We start from the raw sequence: 19,131 nt of genomic DNA on the forward strand, positions 1-19,131 counted from the left end.
CATTCTACCAATTTTGTAAATCTTTGTGTAAGCCTTGTCGCTTTTTATCTGAAAGTTATAGATACCAAAAATAGTCCAAAAACTATTTAGCTTTCAGGACTTAGTTTAATTATGACAGACGACTGTTATAGATCTTATTTAATAGTAATAGGTCCTTTTGTTGAATCAGCCAAAAGGAAATTTTTCTTGGAATTATTTTTGATAAAGTTTTCATAAGGCTTTGAACCTTTGTACTTAATTGCTTTACCATCTGCTGTCAGCTGGCAACTTAGATTAGAAGCTTTTTTAATTAGTTTTAATTGGTAAATTGTAAAATGAAGTTGAACACTTGCGCTGATTAGAAAATGAAAAAAGTCCATTTTAACTCGGTCAGTTATATTACGGCTATAGAGAGTATTTTTCTTGATAAAAGTTAGAACTACTCCATCTAGTAGGCGACTTGGAATTGCCATTACTATAATTATTTCGTCCTACCTCCAATATTATATTTTATATAAATTTGGAGAGCTTAATTGGAAAGCTTTCAAGCCATTACTAAAAGTTTTTATTTAGATTATGTTAATCAAGCTCGTTCTATTTCACTTTAATCTTTTGAACTCTTTAAAGTGTTTTTAAGAGTAAATTTTTATTGTATTATTAATAAAATTGAAGTTCATTAAGAAAGAAGATGAGCAATCTATGCTAATAAAACCCAAGCAATTACATGTATGTGATAAAGTAGCAATTGTTAGTTTATCAGCTGGTACTTTGGGAGAGAATTTTGCTTCTCACGAACTTAAACACGGAATTAAGCACATGAAACAACTTGGCTTAAATCCTGTATTTATGCCACATGCCCTTTCAGGTAGTACTTATGTTAAAAGTCATCCAGCTGAACGTGCCGCCGATTTAAAAGCAGCATTTCTAGATCCAGAAATTAAAGGTGTTTTTGCTGCAATTGGTGGAGACGACACCTACAGAACTTTGCCCTATTTAATGGCAGATCAGGAATTTAAAAAAACTGTCCGTGATCATCCCAAGTTATTTAGTGGCTTTTCTGATACTACAAATAATCATCTAATGTTTTACAAAATGGGCTTGCAAACATTCTATGGACCGAGCTTTTTAACTGATTTTGCAGAACTGGCTAACGAACTTTTGCCTTATACAAAAAGGACTTTAATACATTATTTTGAAAATTTACCTGTTACTCTGATTCCTGCAAGTGAAAACTGGTATGAAGAAAGAACTGATTTCTCAATTAAGCAAGTTGGTAAGGAAAGAATAAGCCATAAAGACACAGGTTATGAAGTTTTACGTGGCCATGGAAAAGTTCGAGGCAGACTATGGGGCGGCTGCATCGATAGCCTTTATGATGATTTAACAACAAATCGATATTTAGACGAGCCATCAGTTATTAACCAGTATCAGCTTATACTCACACCGGAAGAAGCCAAAGATAAAATACTTTTTATAGAAACATGTGAAGAAAAACCGGCGCCTGAACTCTTTCGTCAAGAAGTAGCTAAATTAGCAGAAGTTGGCATTTTAGCAAATGTTCGCGCAATTTTAGTAGGCAAACCTCAAGATAAAAAGTACTTTGGAGAATACAAACAAATCTTGTTGGAAGAGACTGCTAAGTTCAATACACCAATTTTATATAATGTAAATATTGGCCACGCTTATCCAAGGACCGCTCTACCTTATGGTGCACTTACACAAATTAACTTTGAAAAACCAGAGATAAAAATTATGGAATCATGGTTTGCTTAGTCTGAAAAATTTTAAAAAAAGATTTGCCTTTTTTAAATCATGGTGTATTATATATGTATTACAGTGATACAAAGAAAGAAGGAAAATCTATGAGTTTACTTGAAACTCGTGGTGTAACTCGCACCTATGGCAAAGGTGCAACTAAGTTTGATGCCTTACGTGGAATAAATCTACAGATTAATAAAGGTGATTCGGTTGCTATCATTGGCAAAAGTGGTTCAGGCAAGTCTACCTTAATGCACATTTTGGCGCTCCTCGACCATCCTACTACTGGTAGTGTATGGTTAAATAATGAACCCACAAGTAAAATTAAAAATAAAGCATTATATAAGCTGCGCAATCAGACATTTGGCTTTGTTTTCCAACAGTTTTTCTTAAACGCTCAAGACAGTGTATTAGAAAATGTGATGCTTCCTCTAAAAATAGCTGGCATCACAGGCAGAGAACGCCGTGCAAAAGCTCTGGCAGCCATCAAGGCAGTTGGATTAGAAAGCAAAATCAAAAATAAAGCCAGTGCTTTATCAGGAGGACAAAAACAACGGGTCTGTATTGCGCGTGCCTTAGTCAATGATCCCCAAATCATTTTTGCAGATGAGCCCACAGGAAACTTGGATTCAGCTACTAGCGAAAATATTGAAAATATTTTATTTAAACTACATCAAGAAAAAAATATCACTTTAATAATTGTTACTCACGATCCTGATTTAGCAAAAAAGTGTAAACGCCAGATTCAGATTAAAGATGGTCAAGTAGTAGGAGGAACACAGCAATGAGATTCCATGATATTCTTAACTCAGCGGCTACAAACTTATGGCACAATAAGGGGAGAACACTCCTAACCATTATTGCTGTTTTCATTGGCTCCTTAACTATTGCCATTACAATGGGAATTAATAATGGTGTTAATGATTATTTGAAAAAGCAGGTCGGCAATATTGGTAAAACTGAGCAAATGTCTATTTTGCCTGGGAGTTCCAGTCAAGATACGAATGAGCCTCAAAAATATAATACCAAGAAGAGCAGTCAAAACGCTGATGGTATGATGGACAAAAACGACATTAAAAAAATCAAATCAGTTAAAGGTTTAAAAGATTTTAAAGCGTTAAAGGACTGTGATGTTGACTATGTCCAAGGCCCTAATAAAACTAAATATCTTATAATTGCGCAAATAACGGAAGGAATCAATTATGATTTGGAAGTTGGTCACCAAGTTGCAACAAGTGGGAAAAAGTCCCAGATTTTAATCACTAAACCAATGGTTAAATCTTATGGCTTCAAAAATGCACAAGATGCTCTAGGTAAAAAAGTAACTTTAGTGACAAAATCACCCGTGACTAAGAAAAAAACAAAAATATCTGCTACTGTTGTCGGAGTTAGAAATGATAGTATAGTATCAAAAGGTTTTGCCATTTACAGCAATAACTTAGGACGAAAAATAGTTGCAGCCAACCAAAAAGGTCTTCCGCAAGCATTAAAAGATAAATATGTTAGTGTCATTGCTACCCCTATTAACAAGAGCGCCAGCAGCATTAAGCAAGTTGAGGACAATTTGACTAAAAAAGGATATTCCGGTATGACTCTTAAGGAAGCCGTGAATGAACTTTTCCTAACATTCAATGCTGTCACTGGAGTTTTAATAGTTTTTGGAGCCATCGCATTGGTAGCTGCCAGCTTTGGAGTAATCAATACTCTGTACATGTCAGTGAGAGATCGTACAAAAGAAATTGGTCTTATGAAGGCATTAGGACTCAGCAAGGGTAAAGTATTTTCCATCTTCAGCTGCGAAGCAATCTTAATTGGTTTGTTTGGTTCTTCATTGGGATTACTACTGGCAATGGGTTTAGGCAATGCCTTAAACAATTTTGCTGCTAAGTCATTCTTAAAAGGGCTGGATGGTTTTACCTTAATTCAGTTCAACTGGTCTAGCAGCTTACTAATTATTGGCATCATCTGTCTAATTACCTTTTTAGCAGGAACATTACCTGCCAAACGAGCAGCAAAACTAGATCCCATCACTGCTTTAAGATATGAATAAATAATTACAACTTTAAAAACGCCAGATAGTATCTGACGTTTTTTGCTTTTCTTTTATTCAAATAACTACACCTTATTAGATTTTTTACTTAATCAGCAACTATAATACTTTTGATTTTAGGTGCTACTAGTTTTTCCATCACTTTCATATCCACCGGCCTATAAGCAGTATCTATACACTCGTCCCAATATTCTAAATGCTTTTGATCAATATAACTTTCCGAATCTTCGACTGCATTTCCTCCTTCTCCTTGCATAGAATACCAATAAAAGTACGTGTAACCATCCGCACATTCCTCTTTAAATACAGTCTCAATATACATTCTTTCTCCAGCCATTGTTGCCACAGTATCTTGATGATGTTTATTTAAAAAATCCATCCATTCCTGTGCTCTTAATTCTTTACCCTTTTTAATACGAAAACGTGTTAATTCAATTTTTGTCATAATCCTACCTTTGATAATTATTATAATAAATAATGCAATACACTAAGAATAAGTAAATAGCGCTTACTAAATCGTGAAGCGTTACGAACCTTCTTAAGATCTGGTTTAACTATATTTCAAAAGACTTTAATATCAGGTGCCTTCTCGCTTTTCTGAAACTAGTGCTTCAATAAGTTTCAACTAACTTCATCTAAATGGTATGAGATTCACTTCTAAAATATATGAATTGAGCTGAAAAATACTAAAAGTTCACACTACTCAATAACTTACTTTGGTAAACTTTTGTAGAATACTCCCAGTTAATTATTTCAATAGAACATAAATTAGAATGTCACTTGCTTAGGCAGCCAGTGTCTTTCTAAAAAGTTAGGAATAAAAAGCTTAATTATTTTACTTTCTTTCCCTTACGTTCTATTAAATCAGCAATTAAGGCGGGGATAATTGCAATAAAAGCAGTCCCTCTTTCTCCCCAGATCAGTATCCCGACTGCGAGTACAATTGAAACTATTGCTAAAGCAACAGCTATTTGATGATATGATTTTTTACTCATAATAGTTCAAACTCCTAACTACTCAAATGTGTTGGAATATACTTTTGTTGAAATTATCATTGAAACGATTGATATTACTGCAATTAAGAAACAGCTTGTAACTATTAGCACGAAAGCATTAGTGTTACTTATCCAAGTGATGAACAACAGACCCAAAGTTGTTTTCTGCAAAATATAAACCCCTCCCATGATAAGGACTAAAACCAGTATATTTACAATCGTGCTTCCAAACGTACCTGAAGCATAAACTGCTGGGAGTAAGAGTACTACATACATGATACCAATCAATAAGCCAACTATCGATATTATTATATGAATTTGCAGGCTAAATTGTTGGAAAATTAGAGCAGTGGCAATGCTTAAAATTAAAGTTATAAAGCTAATAAATACAATTAAAGAAATACAAAAAATATATCTGGCTAAAACTATATTTCTTTTGGGAATAGGAAAAACACCTACAAATCTGTTCCATCCACTTTCTTGGTCAGCAACCAATAGACCAGTGGGGATTGATGCTAAACCAATCGGCCCCATTATTGAGAGAAAAATCGTTCCAGACTCTCTACCAAAAATTGTCACCAAAAGTAGTACTAATATGATTAGCAATCTACTTTTCACACTTAGCTTATTTAGTATAAGTTGAAAATCCTTATAAAGAAGTCCTCTCATCTATCTTTACTCCTTTTACTAAAAATAGGAATATTTCCTCTAATGAAGCATAATCTATATAATCAACACTTTCTTGTGATACTTCAACTAGATATTGAACCATGTTATCTTGGTATAGTTTATATTTGATGTTCCTCAATGGAAGGTCTGTTATCTCTGTTTTAATTGCATAATGATTAAGCAACTCACCTTGACTACCCTTTAATAAAATATTGCTATTTTCCATAAAAATAAAATAGTTAGCAACTTGTTCTAAATCACTTAAGATATGTGAAGACAATAATCCGTCATTTGATTATTATTTACATACTCTTTTAACATAGATAAGATTTCTCTCCTTACAATGGGATCAAGCCCACTAGTTGCTTCATCAGCAATTAAGAGTCTAGGATGATGAGAAAGAGTGGCAGCAAAACTTAATTTAACAAGCATCCCTCTTGAAAAATTACTAATAGGCTTATTGGTAGGCAAATCAAACTCATCAATCAAATTGTGATAGAGTTTTTTATCCCAACTTGGATAAACATTTTCTAGCATTTTTTCAATTTGTTGAACAGAAAATGAGTTTGGAAAATAATTTTGCTCCAAAATTACACCTAAGTTAAGTTTTATCTGGTATTCATCTTTAGCATAATCCAAACCAAAAATTTTTACATTGCCTATTTCACTTTTTATTTGATTTAATAGTAAATTCAAAAAAGTTGACTTACCTGACCCATTTTTACCAATTAAACCAACAATACTACCTTCATTTATTTTTAAATTATTAATTTGTAGCTGAAAATTTTCATATCGCTTACTTAAATTTAGCACATCTATTACTGGTTTTGTGTCCATTTTTATACCTCACTATGATTGCAACATCATATATACAACCATTAAACTACTTAAAATTAAGTTTATCAAAGTCAGTAGCGCATATTGCTTTTTAAAGTAATGATGTGAATTGGGTTGGTGTAAATTTTGCTAAAAAATTATAAAAAAAACACTTCATGGTGTAAACCATGAAGTGCTTTAAACATTGATATAATCGTATTGATTAACGTTTACTAAATTGTGAAGCTTTACGAGCTTTCTTAAGACCTGGTTTCTTACGTTCAACCATTCTTGGATCACGAGTCAAGAAACCTGCTTTCTTTAATGGACCACGAAAATCAGGGTCTACTTCAAGAAGAGCACGTGCAATTCCTAGACGAATAGCTCCAGCTTGTCCCGAGAAACCACCACCATTTACGTTAACCTTAACGTCGTATTGATTTTCAGTTTCAGTCAAAGTCAATGGTTGCTTCAAATCCTTAACTAAGTTAGGAAAAGGAATGTATTGATCAATATCTTTATTATTAGCGGTAATTTTACCACTACCTGGTACTAAACGAACACGCGCAACAGAATTCTTGCGCCGACCGGTACCTGCATATGCAACTTGTTGTGCCATTATTTAACCTCCTAGATTAATTTGTTAATGTCTAATTCTTCAGGCTTTTGTGCTTCATGCTTGTGATCAGCACCAGCATAAACATGCATCTTCATAAACTCTTGATGACCGAGAGTATTTTTAGGAAGCATACCCTTAACTGACAATTCAACTAATCTAACTGGATTATTAGCCAGCAAGTCTCCAGCTGGAGTGGCTTTTATACCACCTCGGTAATCAGAGTGATGGTAATAAATCTTGTCAGTAGCTTTTTTACCCGTTAACTTTAGTTTAGCAGCATTAATAACAATGACGTTATCACCAGTGTCAACGTTTGGTGTATATTGAGGCTTATTCTTACCTCTTAAAATAGTTGCTACTGCAGTTGACAGACGACCTAAAGATACATCTGTTGCGTCAATAACATACCACTTACGTTCAATTTCATTAGGTTTCGCTAATTGTGTAGTACGCAATTTAATTTCCTCCGTTTATACGTTGTTTGAAAACAATAAGATTCCGGGGCCTATCGTGGACAAACATACTTAAATATAATAAGTCTTTTTAATTAAAAAGTCAATATTAATCCCTATCAAGCCTGTACTTTTCCGGTATATTTTCATAAAAAACATGGTACAAAAATAGTCCACTTGCTGGAGCAGTTTCTCTCACCTGTTCTCGATCCTTAGCAGATATTACCCGGGGAATATCATTTACAGGACGTTTCCCTCTGCCAATCTCTAATAACATAGCCACTAAAATACGGACCATATTATACAGGAACCCTGAACAAATAAAATCAAAGATAATTTCATTATTTCTTTGATCTTTTTGTATATTTACGTAATACATCGTACGCACTTTGTTTTTTATTTGGCCACCACTAGCAGCAAAGCTAGTGAAATCATGGGTGCCCAGCAAATCAGTAGCTGCTTTTTTCATTTTTTCTATATTAACTGGATAAGGATAGTGTCCTGTATAGAAACGTTTAAAGGGGTCAACAAACCTATCCAAACTAACACAGTACCGATACCACTTACCTTTTGCACTATATCGAACATGAAATTTTTCATCAACTACTGCGCATTTTTTAAATATAATATCTAATGGCATCATTGAATTCATTGCACAAATCATTCTTTCAGGTGGAATTTGTTTACCTGGATAATCAAAATGAATCACCTGACCTAGTGCATGAACACCAGCATCTGTACGGCCCGAACCCTCGACAATCACTGTTTTGCCTTTTGTCATTTTATATAATGCAGTTTCAATTGTACCTTGCACAGTTCTTTGGTATGGCTGGTACTGAAAGCCGTGAAATAGATGACCGTCATAAGCGACCGTCATTTTATATCTTGTTGTCATCAATGTGTCCTAAATACTAATAGAAGTCCTAATAATAAAATAAAATATCCCAAATTTATAAGGTCTACATTAGACCATTTTAAAACTCTAAATTTTGTTCTTCCCTTGTCACCGCGATATCCGCGAGACTCCATCGCAGTTGACAAATCAATTGCTGTTTCCAAAGAGTTAATAAACAGCGGCACTAAAAGTGGTGTGATTGCCTTTGCTCTAGTAACTAATCCGCCGTTATTAAAATCTGCACCACGTGAGCGCTGAGCATTCATTATTTTATAAGTTTCATCAAATAGGGTAGGCACAAAGCGTAGTGCTATAGACATTACAAGTGCTATTTTATCCACGGGAACACGAATTATTTTTAACGGTTTTAATAGCCATTCGATCGCATCAGCAATTTCAAGTGGCTTAGTTGTAACCGTCATTACTGTGGAGATTAAAATAATTACAGTAAAACGAATAAATATAAAAATTGCATTAGTGATCCCGTAACTTGATAAGGCAAAGATTGTCCAGCGCCAGTATACAGTTCCTCCAACAGTAAAAAATAGTTGTAAAAAAGAAGTGAACAAAATCAGCCAAATTAATGGCTTTACTCCATCCCAAAAGATTTTAGGCTTTAGCTTTGTAGCAGCAACTGCGACCAAACTAAAGATAGTTACTATAACATATGAAATTGGATTATTAGCCAAAAAGACAAATAAAATAAAGAGAATAGTTGCGAGTAATTTCCCTCGAGGGTCCATTCTATAGACTATCGAATCACCAGCTACATAACGACCAATTAAGATTTTACTCACGCAATCACCCCTTTAAATTATCTTCTATTTCTTTTACTAAACTATTTATAGTTAATGGCATTTTTGTAAATTTATAATTAGTTAATTTAGCTGCAAACAAAGAAGCTTTAGGTTCTTCAAGATGATGCTCTTGCAACCACTTACGATTTTTAAAAATTTCTGTAGGTGTGTCTTGCCTAATAAGTTTACCCTGCTCCATAACTAAAACATTATCAGCATATTTAGCCACATCATCCATATTATGGGTAACTAAAATTACCATATGCCCGTCTTTTTGGTAATCCGAAAAAAGTGCCATCATTTGTTTACGCGCTTCTGGATCAAGACCAGCTGCTGGTTCATCCAAGCAAAGAATATCTGGTTCATATGCCATTACTCCAGCTATTGCCACTCTCCTCATTTGTCCACCAGAAAGTTCAAATGGTGACCTTTTGCCAATTTCTTCAGATAAACCCACCTTTTTTAGCCAATATTTAGCACTTTCAAGAGCTTTTTCATTGTCATAACCAAAATTTTTAGGACCAAAGGCAATATCATCCAAAACTGTATTTTCAAACAATTGCGTTTCAGGAAACTGAAAAACCAAACTTACATGTCTTCTTAAATCTTTTAAATTTTTATTTGTAGTTTCTGGTGTTATAGTTGTGCCAGCTATTTCTATTTTTCCTGTTGCAGGTTTAATAAGAGCATTAAAATGCTGCATAAGAGTCGATTTTCCACTCCCAGTATGTCCAATTATTGCATTAAAAGAACCATCTTTTAACTCAAATGAAACATTATCTAAACCCTTTTTTGCCATTGGAGTTTCGGGAGAATAAATGTAGCTTACATTTTTGAATTTAATTGACATAGATAATTAATCAACTCTTTTTCTGAATCTAAGTTATCAGGTAATTTTATTGCATCTTGCTGCAATTTTTCTTTAATTTGCTCAAAGAAAGGCACATCTAACCCTATGCTTTTAAGAAGACTAACCTGACTAAAAACTTTTTTAGTACTTCCTTGTGTAATTAATTTACCATCATTCATTACTAAAACTTGATCAGCCATATTAGCTTCATCAATATCATGAGTAATAGAAATTACAGTCAAGTCATACTTATCCTTCATATCTTGAACAATTGATAATATTTGATTTCTTCCTTCAGGATCAAGCATTGAAGTAGCTTCGTCTAACACAATTATTTTGGGTTTAATAGCTAATATACCAGCAATAGCCACTCTTTGCTTTTGACCACCGGATAAATTTGCAGGCTCAGAGTTGGCATATTCACTCATCCCCACAGCTTTAATTGCTTCTGGAACTATTTTAACCATTTCTGAATGAGGAATGCCGCGATTTTCTAAACCAAATGCAACATCATCAGCTACAGTTGCTCCAACAAATTGATTATCAGGATTCTGAAAGACAATACCTACTCTATCTCGAACTTCCCAAACTGTATCGTCGGTTAGTTTTATTCCATCCACTTCAATTGAAGGGCTACCACTTTCATCTGGTACTAGCAAACCATTAATTAAACGAATAATTGTTGATTTACCACTACCATTATGACCAATAATTGAAGTCCATGAACCCCGTTTTACATTGAAACTAATGTTATCTATAGCGGGAGCGTCTGACTCTGGATAGGAAAAACTTACATTTTTTATTTTAATGATATTATCGTTTGCCATACTCTCACCGTCCTAAAAGTCTGATTCAATTGTACCAAAAATATGGAGAATTCTGAATACTGATTAGTACCTTTGTAGATCAAAATTAATAGTTTAATTACCTGATTAAATTTAACTTGTTCTGAATTGATTTTTAAAAATTATCTTACTGTTTTAATGCTTAGGCAAAATTAAAAAAGCAAAAAAAATCACCCATGAGGAGGGATAACGTAATTATCTAAGCTAGACTAAACTTTCGTCATCATCTTAACGCTTATTCTCACTCTCACGGATAATTCTTAATAGCTATTAAGTTGGTTATTTGAATTAAACTAATTCTAAAATAACCATTGGAGCTGCATCACCCTTACGGGCTGTAGCAAGCTTCATAATTCTGGTGTATCCACCGTTTCTATCTTTGTAACGAGGTGCAATATCGCTAAAAAGCTTTTGCAAAGCTGATTTAACAACTACTGCATCCTTTTCTTCATGAATATCTGCAACTTCATCACGAACAAAAGCAGCTGCTCTTCTTCTTGCAGCCAAATCTCCACGTTTGCCTAAAGTAATCATCTTTTCGGCGGTTTTGCGAACTTCTTTGGCACGAGCTTCAGTAGTAGTAATGCGTTCCTTCATGATTAATTGAGTAGTCATTTCTCTCAGCATTGCTTTTCTATGTGCACTGTCGCGACCCAATTTACGGTATGCCATCAGTTTACCTCCTTTATTTCTTTAATTAATCTTCTTGACGTAATGATAGTCCCAAGTCAGCTAATTTATTTTTAACTTCTTCCAACGATTTACGTCCTAAATTACGTACACGCATCATATCTGCTTCTGTTTTATCAGTCAATTCTTGCAGCGTATTAATACCGGCACGTTTAAGACAATTGTATGAACGAACAGAAAGATCAAGCTCTTCAATTGTCATTTCAAGCTTCTTCTCAGCTGTATCGTCTTCTTTTTCAACCATTACATCATTGAATTTAGTATTTGCATCAGCAGTTTCAAACACTTTAAAGTGTGCAACTAATATTTTGGCTGCGAAACTGAGGGCATCGTTAGGCTTGATTGAACCATCTGTCCAAATCTCTAAAGTGAGCTTGTCAAAATCGTCTCTTTTACCAACACGAGTTGATTCAACTTGATAGTTAACCTTCTTTATTGGAGAAAATAAAGAATCAACCGGAATAACTCCAATTGGCATATCTTCACTCTTATTGTCACTTGCTGCAACGTAGCCACGGCCATTTTTGACAGCAATCTGCATATGCAGATGACCACCATCAGCAATAGTACAAATATATTGATCAGGATTTAGGATTTGAATATCTGCGTCAGCTTTAAGATCATCGGCGGTTACAGTAGCCGGACCCTCTACGTCAATTTCAATAATTTTTTGTTCATCTGAAAAAGACTTTAATTCAAGTTTCTTAAGGTTCAGGATTATCTTAGCGACATCTTCTCTTACGCCTGGAACGGTTGAGAATTCGTGTAAGACATCATCTATTTGAACGTAAACAAGTCCTGTACCTGGGATAGATGTCAGTAAAACTCTACGTAATGAGTTACCTAAAGTAGTACCAAAGCCTCGTTCAAGTGGTTCAATAACAAATTTACCATAAGACTTCTCTTGGTCTACTACGGTAATATTTGGTTTTTCAAATTCAATCATTACTAGGCCCCTTTCAAAACGCAATGTCCTTCATTAAGAACAAAATTAAACACGACGACGTTTTGGTGGTCTAGAACCATTATGAGGAACTGGTGTAACATCGCGAATAGCGGTGATTTCAAGTCCAGTCGCTTGTAGTGATCTAATAGCAGATTCACGACCAGCACCAGGACCTTTAACAGAAACTTCTACATGTTTCATGCCTTGATCCATTGCGCTCTTAGCTGCTGCTTCGGCTGCCATTTGTGCAGCAAATGGTGTAGACTTACGGCTACCTTTAAAGCCTAATGCACCAGCTGAAGACCAGGCAATTGCATTGCCTTGAACGTCAGTAATCATGACTAAAGTATTGTTAAACGTAGAATGAATATGAGCAACGCCTTTTTCAACGTGCTTCTTCACACGACGTTTACGTGCTGTTTTAGGCATCAATAAACCTCCTTAAAATTTTTATTTATTTTTCTTGCTACCCTTACGTGTACGGGCATTATTCTTAGTATTTTGACCGCGAACCGGAAGTCCTCTACGGTGGCGAATACCACGATAAGAACCAATATCAATTAACCGCTTGATGTTCATACTTACTTCTCTACGTAAGTCACCTTCAACGCGGTATTTATCAACTTCTGCACGAAGCTTTTCTTGGTCATCTGGAGTCAAATCTTTTGAACGTATGTCTTCAGAAACACCAGCATCCGCACAAATCTTTTGTGCTGTTGGTTCACCAATTCCGTAAATATATGTTAATGCAACAACTATTCTTTTATCTCTTGGTAAGTCAACACCAGCAATACGTGCCATAAATTGCACCTCCTATTATTTTAACCTTGACGTTGCTTGTGCTTTGGATTTGCAGAGCAAATAACCATTACACGACCATTTCTCTTAATTATCTTACAATGTTCACACATTGGTTTAACAGATGGTCTAACCTTCATGTTTCCCTCCGTTATTACTTTATAAATCGATAAGTTATTCTACCTTTAGTCAAATCATAAGGAGAAAGTTCCACAGTAACACGGTCTCCAGGTAAAATCCGGATATAGTGCATCCTAATCTTACCGGAAACATGTGCTAAAATCACAGCTCCATTTTCCAATTCAACTTTAAACATAGCATTAGGCAGGGTATCAACAACCTTACCTTTTACTTCTATGACATCATCTTTTGCCAAAGCCGTTCCTCCGCATTTAAACAGTCATACTTTGAAATTATAACACGGAAAAGTAAATATACAAATTATTGCTTTTTACTTAAAACCGCATCAACATTCTTAAATACTTCTTCAGGTGTCTGTTCACCATCTACAACAGTTAACAAACCTTTTTTCTGGTAAAAGTCTTTCAGCGGTGCATTCATCTTTTCATTTACTTCCAAACGATTTTGTACTACTTCAGGTTTGTCATCTTCACGTTGGTAAAAGTCATGGCTACCACAACGATCACAAGTATCCTTAACTTTAGGCATTTTTGTAATCTTGTTATATGTTGCACCGCACTTTTTACACATAAAGCGTGCTGATAAACGTCTTATCAAAGTTTCTTCTTTAACTTCAAGTGAAATTACATTTGTTAATTGCTTGTTCATGCGCATAGCAATATCTTCAAAAAGCTCTGCTTGAACAATTGTTCTCGGAAAGCCATCTAAAATATAACCTTCATTAATATCTGACTGACCTAAGCGCTCTTCAACTAATTTAGCAGTAACTTCATCTGGTACCAAATCACCTTTATCAATGTAACTTTTAGCTTCAAGACCAACTTTAGTCTCATTAGCCATTGCTTCTCTAAACATATCCCCAGTTGAAATATGAGTTAGATGATATTTATCGACAATTTGTTCTGATACCGTACCTTTGCCAGCACCAGGCAAACCTAAAAGAAATATATTAATCATTTATCCATTCCTATCTGATGAATCCAACGTATTCTCTCTTCATTAACAATCCGTTAATTTGACGAGATAGTTCTAAGACGACACCAATAACAATTAAAAGGCTAGTACCGCCTAATCCAATTGAACTTGGTAAATCCCAAAAATTAGTAGCAAGCTGTGGCAATAATGCTACTAGACCTAAAAATACAGATCCTACAGTTGATAACCTAATTAGTACCTTTGATACATAATCTTGTGTATCTTTACCGGGCCAAACACTCGGAATGTACGCACCTTGTTTCTGCAAGTTCTTAGCCAGCTTTTCAGGATTAACCTGAACAAAAGCGTAAAAGAATGTAAACAAGATAATTAAAACAGTATAGATTATGACCCCAGGGGTAGTTTGCATACTAAATATGTTGGTCATTATTTTATACCATTGCTGGTCGCCTTGAGATTTCTGAAAGGCCATCAAAATTGTTGCTGGTGTAATAATGAATGAACTAGCAAATATGACTGGAATAACTCCAGAGACATTAACCTTTAATGGCAAAAAACTTTCAGAGCCACTAATAGTTGCTCGTCTTGTGTATTGTATTGGAATTCGACGATCTGCCTGTTCTACCCATGTAACTAATTGGGTTACAATAAGTATTGCAATGATAATCGCGATGAAGAACAAAATCCCTTGCCAACGATCACTAGCATTATTATTGATAACTCCATCTTTATAAAGTTGCCAAAGGCCACGAGGTAGCCGAGCTATAATACCAGCAAAAATTATTACTGAAACTCCATTACCTAAACCTTTATCAGTAATTTCATCACCAAGCCAAGTTAAAAGCATCGTTCCAGCCGTCATTATTATTGCAATTTCGCCATAAGACTGCCAATTTTGTGACTTAACTAGGCCCATTTGTGTTAATGCATTGAAACCAAGCGTAATTCCTAAACTCTGAATAAATGCCACAAACAAAGCAAGCCAACGAGTTACATTATTAGTCTTACGTCGTCCAACTTCACCTTGTTTGCCCCACTCTACTAATGTAGGAACAATATCCATCTGCAATAACTGAATAACAATTTGTGCAGTTATATAAGGTGAAACACCTAGTGAGAAAATTGAATAATTATCTAGTCCCCCACCAGAAACTGTATCCAGCATAGGAACTAAACCAGTTTGTGCAACTTGAGTAATCGCTTTTGCGTTGACACCTGGAACAGTAATATTCGCTCCAATTCGGTATATCAAAAGAATAAAGAGTGTAAAATAAATTTTATTTCTTATTTCTTTATCCTTAAAGGCGTTCTTCAAGGTCGAAAACATTAGATCACCTCAACAGATCCGCCTGCTTCTTCAACTGCTTTTTTAGCAGTGGCGGAAACTTTGTTAACCTTTACGTTTAACTTGACTTTTAACTCACCATTTGCAAGCAATTTAACGCCTGATAATTCCTTCTTTACCAAACCTTTTTCTTTAAGACCAGCAACTGTAACTTCGCTGCCATCCTCAAACTTGTTTAAGTCATCTAAGTTAATGATTGCATACTCTTTACGATTAACGTTCTTAAATCCGCGTTTTGGCATGGTTCTAAATAATGGCATTTGACCACCTTCAAAACCTAGACGAGTATGACCACCTTGGCGAGACAACTGTCCCTTTTGGCCACGGCCAGAAGTTTTTCCAAAACCACTTGAAGTACCACGACCAACACGTTTTCTTGTATTGCGTGAACCTTCAGCAGCATGTAATTCATGAAGCTTCATTAATTGGCACCTCCTCAATTAGTTATTTATTAATCTCTTCAACTGAAATCAGGTGGGCGATTTTCATTAATGCACCACGAGTTGCAGCATTGTCTGGTAAAGTAGCTGTACTATTAATTCTACCTAAGCCAAGAGCTTTCACAACTTTTCGTTGGTTAGGCAGACGGTGCGCAGCACTTCTAATTAAAGTAACTTTTAATTCAGTCATTTATTCAGTCTCCCTAATCTAATTCAGCGTGACGTAGCTTTTCAACATCTTCACTTGTTCTAAGTTTCTTTAATCCATCTATTGTTGCACGAACAACGTTGATAGGAGTATTAGAACCAAGTGATTTAGAAGTAACATCAGCAATACCAGCCATATCCATAACGATACGAACGGCACCACCGGCAGCAACACCTGAACCTGCTGGAGCAGGCTTAATCATGATACTTCCTGAGCCATAATGACCAATTACTTCATGAGGAATAGTAGTACCAACCTTAGGAACCTTGATCATATTCTTTTTACCAGCTTCAACGGCCTTACGGATTGCTTCTGGAACTTCTTGAGCTTTACCAGTACCAAAGCCTACACGACCTTTTTTGTCGCCAACGATTACCAGGGCAGCAAATCTCATTCGTTGACCACCTTTGACAACCTTGGTGACACGATTAATTGCTACTAACTGATCTTCGATGTCGTCTTTATTTCTACGATTATTGCGAGAATCGTTGCGGTTTGCCATGTATTTATCTCCTTTCCTAGAACTCTAATCCGTTTTCACGAGCGGCATCTGCCAATGCTGAAATACGGCCGTGGTATAAATAACCACTTCTATCGAACACTACACTAGTAATGTTTTTTGCTTTGGCTGCTTCGGCAATACCTTTACCAACAGCTTGAGCTTGTTCTACTTTAGTTTGATCCTTTGATACAGCATCATCTAAAGTTGAGGCACTTGCTAGCGTTACACCCGCTACGTCATCAATTAATTGAGCGTAGATGTTTTTGTTTGAACGGAAAACGCTTAAGCGTGGGCGCTCAGCAGTACCAGAAATCTTGCTACGAATACGTTTATGACGCTTTAAGCGCAATTTATTCTTATCTGGTTTTGAAATCACAATTTCACCTCAAAATTTTTTACTATTTACCTGTCTTACCTTCCTTACGACGTACGTATTCGTCAGTATAACGAATACCTTTACCCTTATAAGGCTCTGGCGGACGTACATCGCGAATTTCAGCAGCAAATTGACCAACATTTTGCTTAGAAATTCCTTCTACTTCAATATCAGTTGCTGAAGTAGCTTTTACTGAAACACCTTCTGGTGCAGTCATTACAACTGGGTGAGAATAACCAACATTTAAAGTTAATTTGTTGCCTTGTGCAGTGGCACGATAACCAACACCAATTAATTTTAAAGTTTTCTTGTAACCATCAACTACACCTTCAACCATAGAAGCTAGATTAGCTCTTTCAGTTCCATGAAGTGCTTTATCATTTTCATTTGAACGTGAAAAGTTGATTTTGCCATCTTCTTGTTTAAAGGTGATTTTTGGATCAAAATATCTAGTTAATTCACCCTTAGGTCCCTTAACAGTGATATTGTCACCATTTTTGGTAACAGTGACACTATCTGGGACTTCAATTGTTTTTAAACCGATACGGCTCATTGATTGCTCTCCTTTCTGTCAGAATTACCAAACGTAAGCGATAACTTCGCCACCAACATCTTTTTGTCTTGCTTCTTTGTCAGTAATTACACCTGCAGAAGTAGAAACGATGGCTATACCCAAACCATTAAGTACTTTAGGTAGGTTTTCGGCACTAACATAATTTCTAAGACCTGGCTTAGAAATTCTCTTTAAGCCTGAAATGACACGTTCGCCGTCAGGACCATATTTCAAGAAAATCTTAATCATACCCTGTTTATTATCATCGGTAACTTCGTAATCACGGATGAAGCCTTCGCGTTTCAAGATTTCTGAAATAGATTTTTTAATGTTTGATGCAGGAATTTCAACAGAATTATGTTTCGCCATATTGGCATTTCTAATTCTAGTCAAGTAGTCTGCGATCGGATCTGTCATGACCATTTATGCTATCCTCCAATCCGTATTACCAACTAGCCTTTTTAAGGCCTGGGATTTGACCCTTGTGAGCTAAATCTTTCAAGCAAATACGGCATAAGCCAAACTTACGATAAACGGAGCGTGGACGACCACATCTCTCGCAACGAGTATATTCACGTGAAGAAAATTTAGCAGGACGATGATTTCTAATTTTTTGTGATGTCTTAGCCATTAATGTCCTCCATTATTTTGCAAACGGCATACCAAACTGACTTAAAAGCTCACGAGCTTCTTCATCTGTATTGGCAGTAGTAACGATAACAACATCTAAACCCCTAGTTCTATTAACTTTATCAAAGTCAATTTCTGGGAAAATCAGTTGTTCCTTAATACCTAAAGTGTAGTTACCACGACCATCAAACGAACGGCTTGATACACCGCGGAAGTCACGAACACGAGGAAGTGAAACACTGATTAACTTATATAAGAAATCGTACATTCTATCGCCTCTAAGAGTTACCTTAGCACCAATAGACATACCCTCACGCAAGCGGAAGTTAGCGATTGACTTTTTGGCTTTAGTAACCAATGGCTTTTGACCTGAGATTAAAGTCAATTCTTCTACAGCTTCATCTAAGTTTTTAGCATTAGAAACAGCGTCTCCAACACCCATGTTCAAAACTATTTTTTCAATTTTTGGTACTTGCATAACTGAGCTGTAATCAAACTTTTCTTGCAATGCAGGAACAATTTTTTCTTTATATTCTTGAGCTAAATAATTTGCCATTTGTGTCCTCCCTTCTACTTCTTAGTTTCTTCTTTATTATCATTTGCTTTGCCTTCAGACTTTGCAATGACCTTAACATTTGATGCGTGAATTGAACCTTCTGATTCAACTACACCACCGTTAGCATTAGTCTGTGAAGGCTTTTGGTGTTTCTTAATCTTATTAACGCCTTTAACAACTACACGATTCTTTTTAACGTTAACAGATAAAACAATACCTTCTTTACCTTTGTCTTTTCCGGTAATAACTTTTACTTTGTCACCAGTTTTAACAAACATCAGTGCA

General features: G+C 35.5%; 32 protein-coding genes. 3 read left to right on the plus strand and 29 right to left on the minus strand.

The window, feature by feature from the left end:
- Window positions 1-134: 134 nt before the first annotated feature.
- Window positions 135-452 (minus strand): hypothetical protein, encoded by a 318-nt coding sequence (locus tag H3U49_RS08865; RefSeq protein WP_198181049.1) that lies wholly within the window; start codon window positions 450-452, stop codon window positions 135-137.
- Window positions 453-678: 226 nt separating this feature from the next.
- Here H3U49_RS08865 and H3U49_RS08870 point away from each other — a divergent pair, with 226 nt between their 5' ends.
- The 3 genes from H3U49_RS08870 (at window position 679) to H3U49_RS08880 (ending at window position 3,787) form a co-directional block, all read left to right on the plus strand.
- Window positions 679-1,752 carry a S66 peptidase family protein gene (locus H3U49_RS08870; RefSeq protein WP_198181050.1) on the plus strand — a complete coding sequence of 358 codons (1,074 nt, stop codon included), beginning with the start codon at window positions 679-681 and terminating at the stop codon, window positions 1,750-1,752.
- A gap of 89 nt (window positions 1,753-1,841) precedes the next feature.
- On the plus strand, window positions 1,842-2,525 hold the full coding sequence (locus tag H3U49_RS08875; RefSeq protein WP_198181051.1) for an ABC transporter ATP-binding protein: 684 nt from the start codon (window positions 1,842-1,844) through the stop codon (window positions 2,523-2,525).
- Window positions 2,522-3,787: an ABC transporter permease gene (locus H3U49_RS08880; RefSeq protein WP_198181052.1), complete on the plus strand. Its 1,266-nt coding sequence runs from the start codon at window positions 2,522-2,524 to the stop codon at window positions 3,785-3,787. The genes H3U49_RS08875 and H3U49_RS08880 overlap by 4 nt, the downstream gene beginning before the upstream one ends.
- An 88-nt stretch (window positions 3,788-3,875) precedes the next feature.
- Here the strand turns inward: H3U49_RS08880 and H3U49_RS08885 are convergent, their stop codons facing one another.
- From H3U49_RS08885 to rplX, 28 genes are all read right to left on the minus strand, one after another.
- On the minus strand, window positions 3,876-4,232 hold the full coding sequence (locus tag H3U49_RS08885; protein ID WP_198181053.1) for a DUF6176 family protein: 357 nt from the start codon (window positions 4,230-4,232) through the stop codon (window positions 3,876-3,878).
- A gap of 385 nt (window positions 4,233-4,617) precedes the next feature.
- Window positions 4,618-4,782, minus strand: a complete 165-nt coding sequence (locus H3U49_RS08890; RefSeq protein ID WP_198181054.1) for a hypothetical protein — start codon at window positions 4,780-4,782, stop codon at window positions 4,618-4,620.
- Window positions 4,783-4,800: 18 nt separating this feature from the next.
- Window positions 4,801-5,451, minus strand: coding sequence for an ABC-2 transporter permease (locus H3U49_RS08895; RefSeq protein ID WP_198181055.1), 651 nt, complete (start codon window positions 5,449-5,451; stop codon window positions 4,801-4,803).
- Window positions 5,432-5,731 carry a hypothetical protein gene (locus H3U49_RS09905; RefSeq protein ID WP_232347683.1) on the minus strand — a complete coding sequence of 100 codons (300 nt, stop codon included), beginning with the start codon at window positions 5,729-5,731 and terminating at the stop codon, window positions 5,432-5,434. Before H3U49_RS09905 ends, H3U49_RS08895 begins: the two co-directional genes overlap by 20 nt.
- A complete protein-coding gene (locus tag H3U49_RS08900) occupies window positions 5,713-6,288 on the minus strand; it encodes an ATP-binding cassette domain-containing protein (protein ID WP_232347682.1) in 576 nt (191 codons plus the stop codon). Before H3U49_RS08900 ends, H3U49_RS09905 begins: the two co-directional genes overlap by 19 nt.
- Before the next feature lie 202 nt (window positions 6,289-6,490).
- Window positions 6,491-6,886 (minus strand): 30S ribosomal protein S9, encoded by a 396-nt coding sequence (gene rpsI, locus H3U49_RS08905; protein ID WP_034980394.1) that lies wholly within the window; start codon window positions 6,884-6,886, stop codon window positions 6,491-6,493.
- Window positions 6,887-6,897: 11 nt separating this feature from the next.
- Window positions 6,898-7,341 (minus strand): 50S ribosomal protein L13, encoded by a 444-nt coding sequence (gene rplM / locus H3U49_RS08910; protein ID WP_034980395.1) that lies wholly within the window; start codon window positions 7,339-7,341, stop codon window positions 6,898-6,900.
- Between the two features lie 106 nt (window positions 7,342-7,447).
- On the minus strand, window positions 7,448-8,233 hold the full coding sequence (gene truA / locus H3U49_RS08915) for a tRNA pseudouridine(38-40) synthase TruA (RefSeq protein ID WP_198181056.1): 786 nt from the start codon (window positions 8,231-8,233) through the stop codon (window positions 7,448-7,450).
- The gene (locus H3U49_RS08920; RefSeq protein WP_198181057.1) at window positions 8,233-9,030 is read right to left on the minus strand and encodes an energy-coupling factor transporter transmembrane protein EcfT; all 798 of its coding nucleotides are present in this window, start codon (window positions 9,028-9,030) and stop codon (window positions 8,233-8,235) included. The genes truA and H3U49_RS08920 overlap by 1 nt, the downstream gene beginning before the upstream one ends.
- Before the next feature lie 4 nt (window positions 9,031-9,034).
- Complete coding sequence (locus tag H3U49_RS08925; RefSeq protein WP_198181058.1) at window positions 9,035-9,880, minus strand: energy-coupling factor transporter ATPase; 846 nt, start codon at window positions 9,878-9,880, stop codon at window positions 9,035-9,037.
- Window positions 9,856-10,707 (minus strand): energy-coupling factor ABC transporter ATP-binding protein, encoded by an 852-nt coding sequence (locus H3U49_RS08930; RefSeq protein ID WP_198181059.1) that lies wholly within the window; start codon window positions 10,705-10,707, stop codon window positions 9,856-9,858. The genes H3U49_RS08925 and H3U49_RS08930 overlap by 25 nt, the downstream gene beginning before the upstream one ends.
- Before the next feature lie 306 nt (window positions 10,708-11,013).
- Window positions 11,014-11,397 carry a 50S ribosomal protein L17 gene (gene rplQ, locus H3U49_RS08935; RefSeq protein WP_034980401.1) on the minus strand — a complete coding sequence of 128 codons (384 nt, stop codon included), beginning with the start codon at window positions 11,395-11,397 and terminating at the stop codon, window positions 11,014-11,016.
- Between the two features lie 25 nt (window positions 11,398-11,422).
- The gene (locus H3U49_RS08940; RefSeq protein WP_034980402.1) at window positions 11,423-12,361 is read right to left on the minus strand and encodes a DNA-directed RNA polymerase subunit alpha; all 939 of its coding nucleotides are present in this window, start codon (window positions 12,359-12,361) and stop codon (window positions 11,423-11,425) included.
- A gap of 45 nt (window positions 12,362-12,406) precedes the next feature.
- Entirely contained in the window at window positions 12,407-12,790 is a 384-nt protein-coding gene (rpsK, locus tag H3U49_RS08945) for a 30S ribosomal protein S11 (RefSeq protein WP_034980403.1), read from the minus strand.
- 21 nt (window positions 12,791-12,811) lie between these two features.
- Window positions 12,812-13,162, minus strand: coding sequence for a 30S ribosomal protein S13 (gene rpsM / locus H3U49_RS08950; protein WP_034980405.1), 351 nt, complete (start codon window positions 13,160-13,162; stop codon window positions 12,812-12,814).
- Between the two features lie 20 nt (window positions 13,163-13,182).
- Window positions 13,183-13,299, minus strand: a complete 117-nt coding sequence (gene rpmJ / locus H3U49_RS08955) for a 50S ribosomal protein L36 (RefSeq protein WP_006729432.1) — start codon at window positions 13,297-13,299, stop codon at window positions 13,183-13,185.
- Window positions 13,300-13,313: 14 nt separating this feature from the next.
- Window positions 13,314-13,535, minus strand: a complete 222-nt coding sequence (infA, locus tag H3U49_RS08960) for a translation initiation factor IF-1 (RefSeq protein WP_034980408.1) — start codon at window positions 13,533-13,535, stop codon at window positions 13,314-13,316.
- Window positions 13,536-13,600: 65 nt separating this feature from the next.
- A complete protein-coding gene (locus H3U49_RS08965; protein ID WP_198181060.1) occupies window positions 13,601-14,257 on the minus strand; it encodes an adenylate kinase in 657 nt (218 codons plus the stop codon).
- A 10-nt stretch (window positions 14,258-14,267) separates the two neighbouring features.
- Entirely contained in the window at window positions 14,268-15,563 is a 1,296-nt protein-coding gene (secY, locus tag H3U49_RS08970) for a preprotein translocase subunit SecY (RefSeq protein ID WP_198181061.1), read from the minus strand.
- Complete coding sequence (rplO, locus tag H3U49_RS08975) at window positions 15,563-16,003, minus strand: 50S ribosomal protein L15 (RefSeq protein ID WP_198181062.1); 441 nt, start codon at window positions 16,001-16,003, stop codon at window positions 15,563-15,565. Before rplO ends, secY begins: the two co-directional genes overlap by 1 nt.
- A gap of 22 nt (window positions 16,004-16,025) precedes the next feature.
- Window positions 16,026-16,211 carry a 50S ribosomal protein L30 gene (gene rpmD, locus H3U49_RS08980; protein WP_046332451.1) on the minus strand — a complete coding sequence of 62 codons (186 nt, stop codon included), beginning with the start codon at window positions 16,209-16,211 and terminating at the stop codon, window positions 16,026-16,028.
- Window positions 16,212-16,224: 13 nt separating this feature from the next.
- Window positions 16,225-16,731: a 30S ribosomal protein S5 gene (rpsE, locus tag H3U49_RS08985; protein ID WP_034980420.1), complete on the minus strand. Its 507-nt coding sequence runs from the start codon at window positions 16,729-16,731 to the stop codon at window positions 16,225-16,227.
- Window positions 16,732-16,747: 16 nt separating this feature from the next.
- Window positions 16,748-17,107, minus strand: a complete 360-nt coding sequence (gene rplR / locus H3U49_RS08990) for a 50S ribosomal protein L18 (protein ID WP_198181063.1) — start codon at window positions 17,105-17,107, stop codon at window positions 16,748-16,750.
- Window positions 17,108-17,129: 22 nt separating this feature from the next.
- On the minus strand, window positions 17,130-17,660 hold the full coding sequence (gene rplF, locus H3U49_RS08995) for a 50S ribosomal protein L6 (RefSeq protein ID WP_198181064.1): 531 nt from the start codon (window positions 17,658-17,660) through the stop codon (window positions 17,130-17,132).
- A 24-nt stretch (window positions 17,661-17,684) separates the two neighbouring features.
- Window positions 17,685-18,083 (minus strand): 30S ribosomal protein S8, encoded by a 399-nt coding sequence (gene rpsH, locus H3U49_RS09000; protein ID WP_038523731.1) that lies wholly within the window; start codon window positions 18,081-18,083, stop codon window positions 17,685-17,687.
- Window positions 18,084-18,105: 22 nt separating this feature from the next.
- Complete coding sequence (locus H3U49_RS09005) at window positions 18,106-18,291, minus strand: type Z 30S ribosomal protein S14 (RefSeq protein ID WP_034980430.1); 186 nt, start codon at window positions 18,289-18,291, stop codon at window positions 18,106-18,108.
- Window positions 18,292-18,303: 12 nt separating this feature from the next.
- A complete protein-coding gene (gene rplE / locus H3U49_RS09010; RefSeq protein WP_046325350.1) occupies window positions 18,304-18,846 on the minus strand; it encodes a 50S ribosomal protein L5 in 543 nt (180 codons plus the stop codon).
- Between the two features lie 14 nt (window positions 18,847-18,860).
- Window positions 18,861-19,124: a 50S ribosomal protein L24 gene (rplX, locus tag H3U49_RS09015; RefSeq protein ID WP_198181065.1), complete on the minus strand. Its 264-nt coding sequence runs from the start codon at window positions 19,122-19,124 to the stop codon at window positions 18,861-18,863.
- Between the last annotated feature and the right edge of the window lie 7 nt (window positions 19,125-19,131).

Source organism: Lactobacillus sp. W8174 (assembly GCF_016100975.1).
GTDB classification, from domain to species: Bacteria; Bacillota; Bacilli; order Lactobacillales; family Lactobacillaceae; genus Lactobacillus; species Lactobacillus juensis.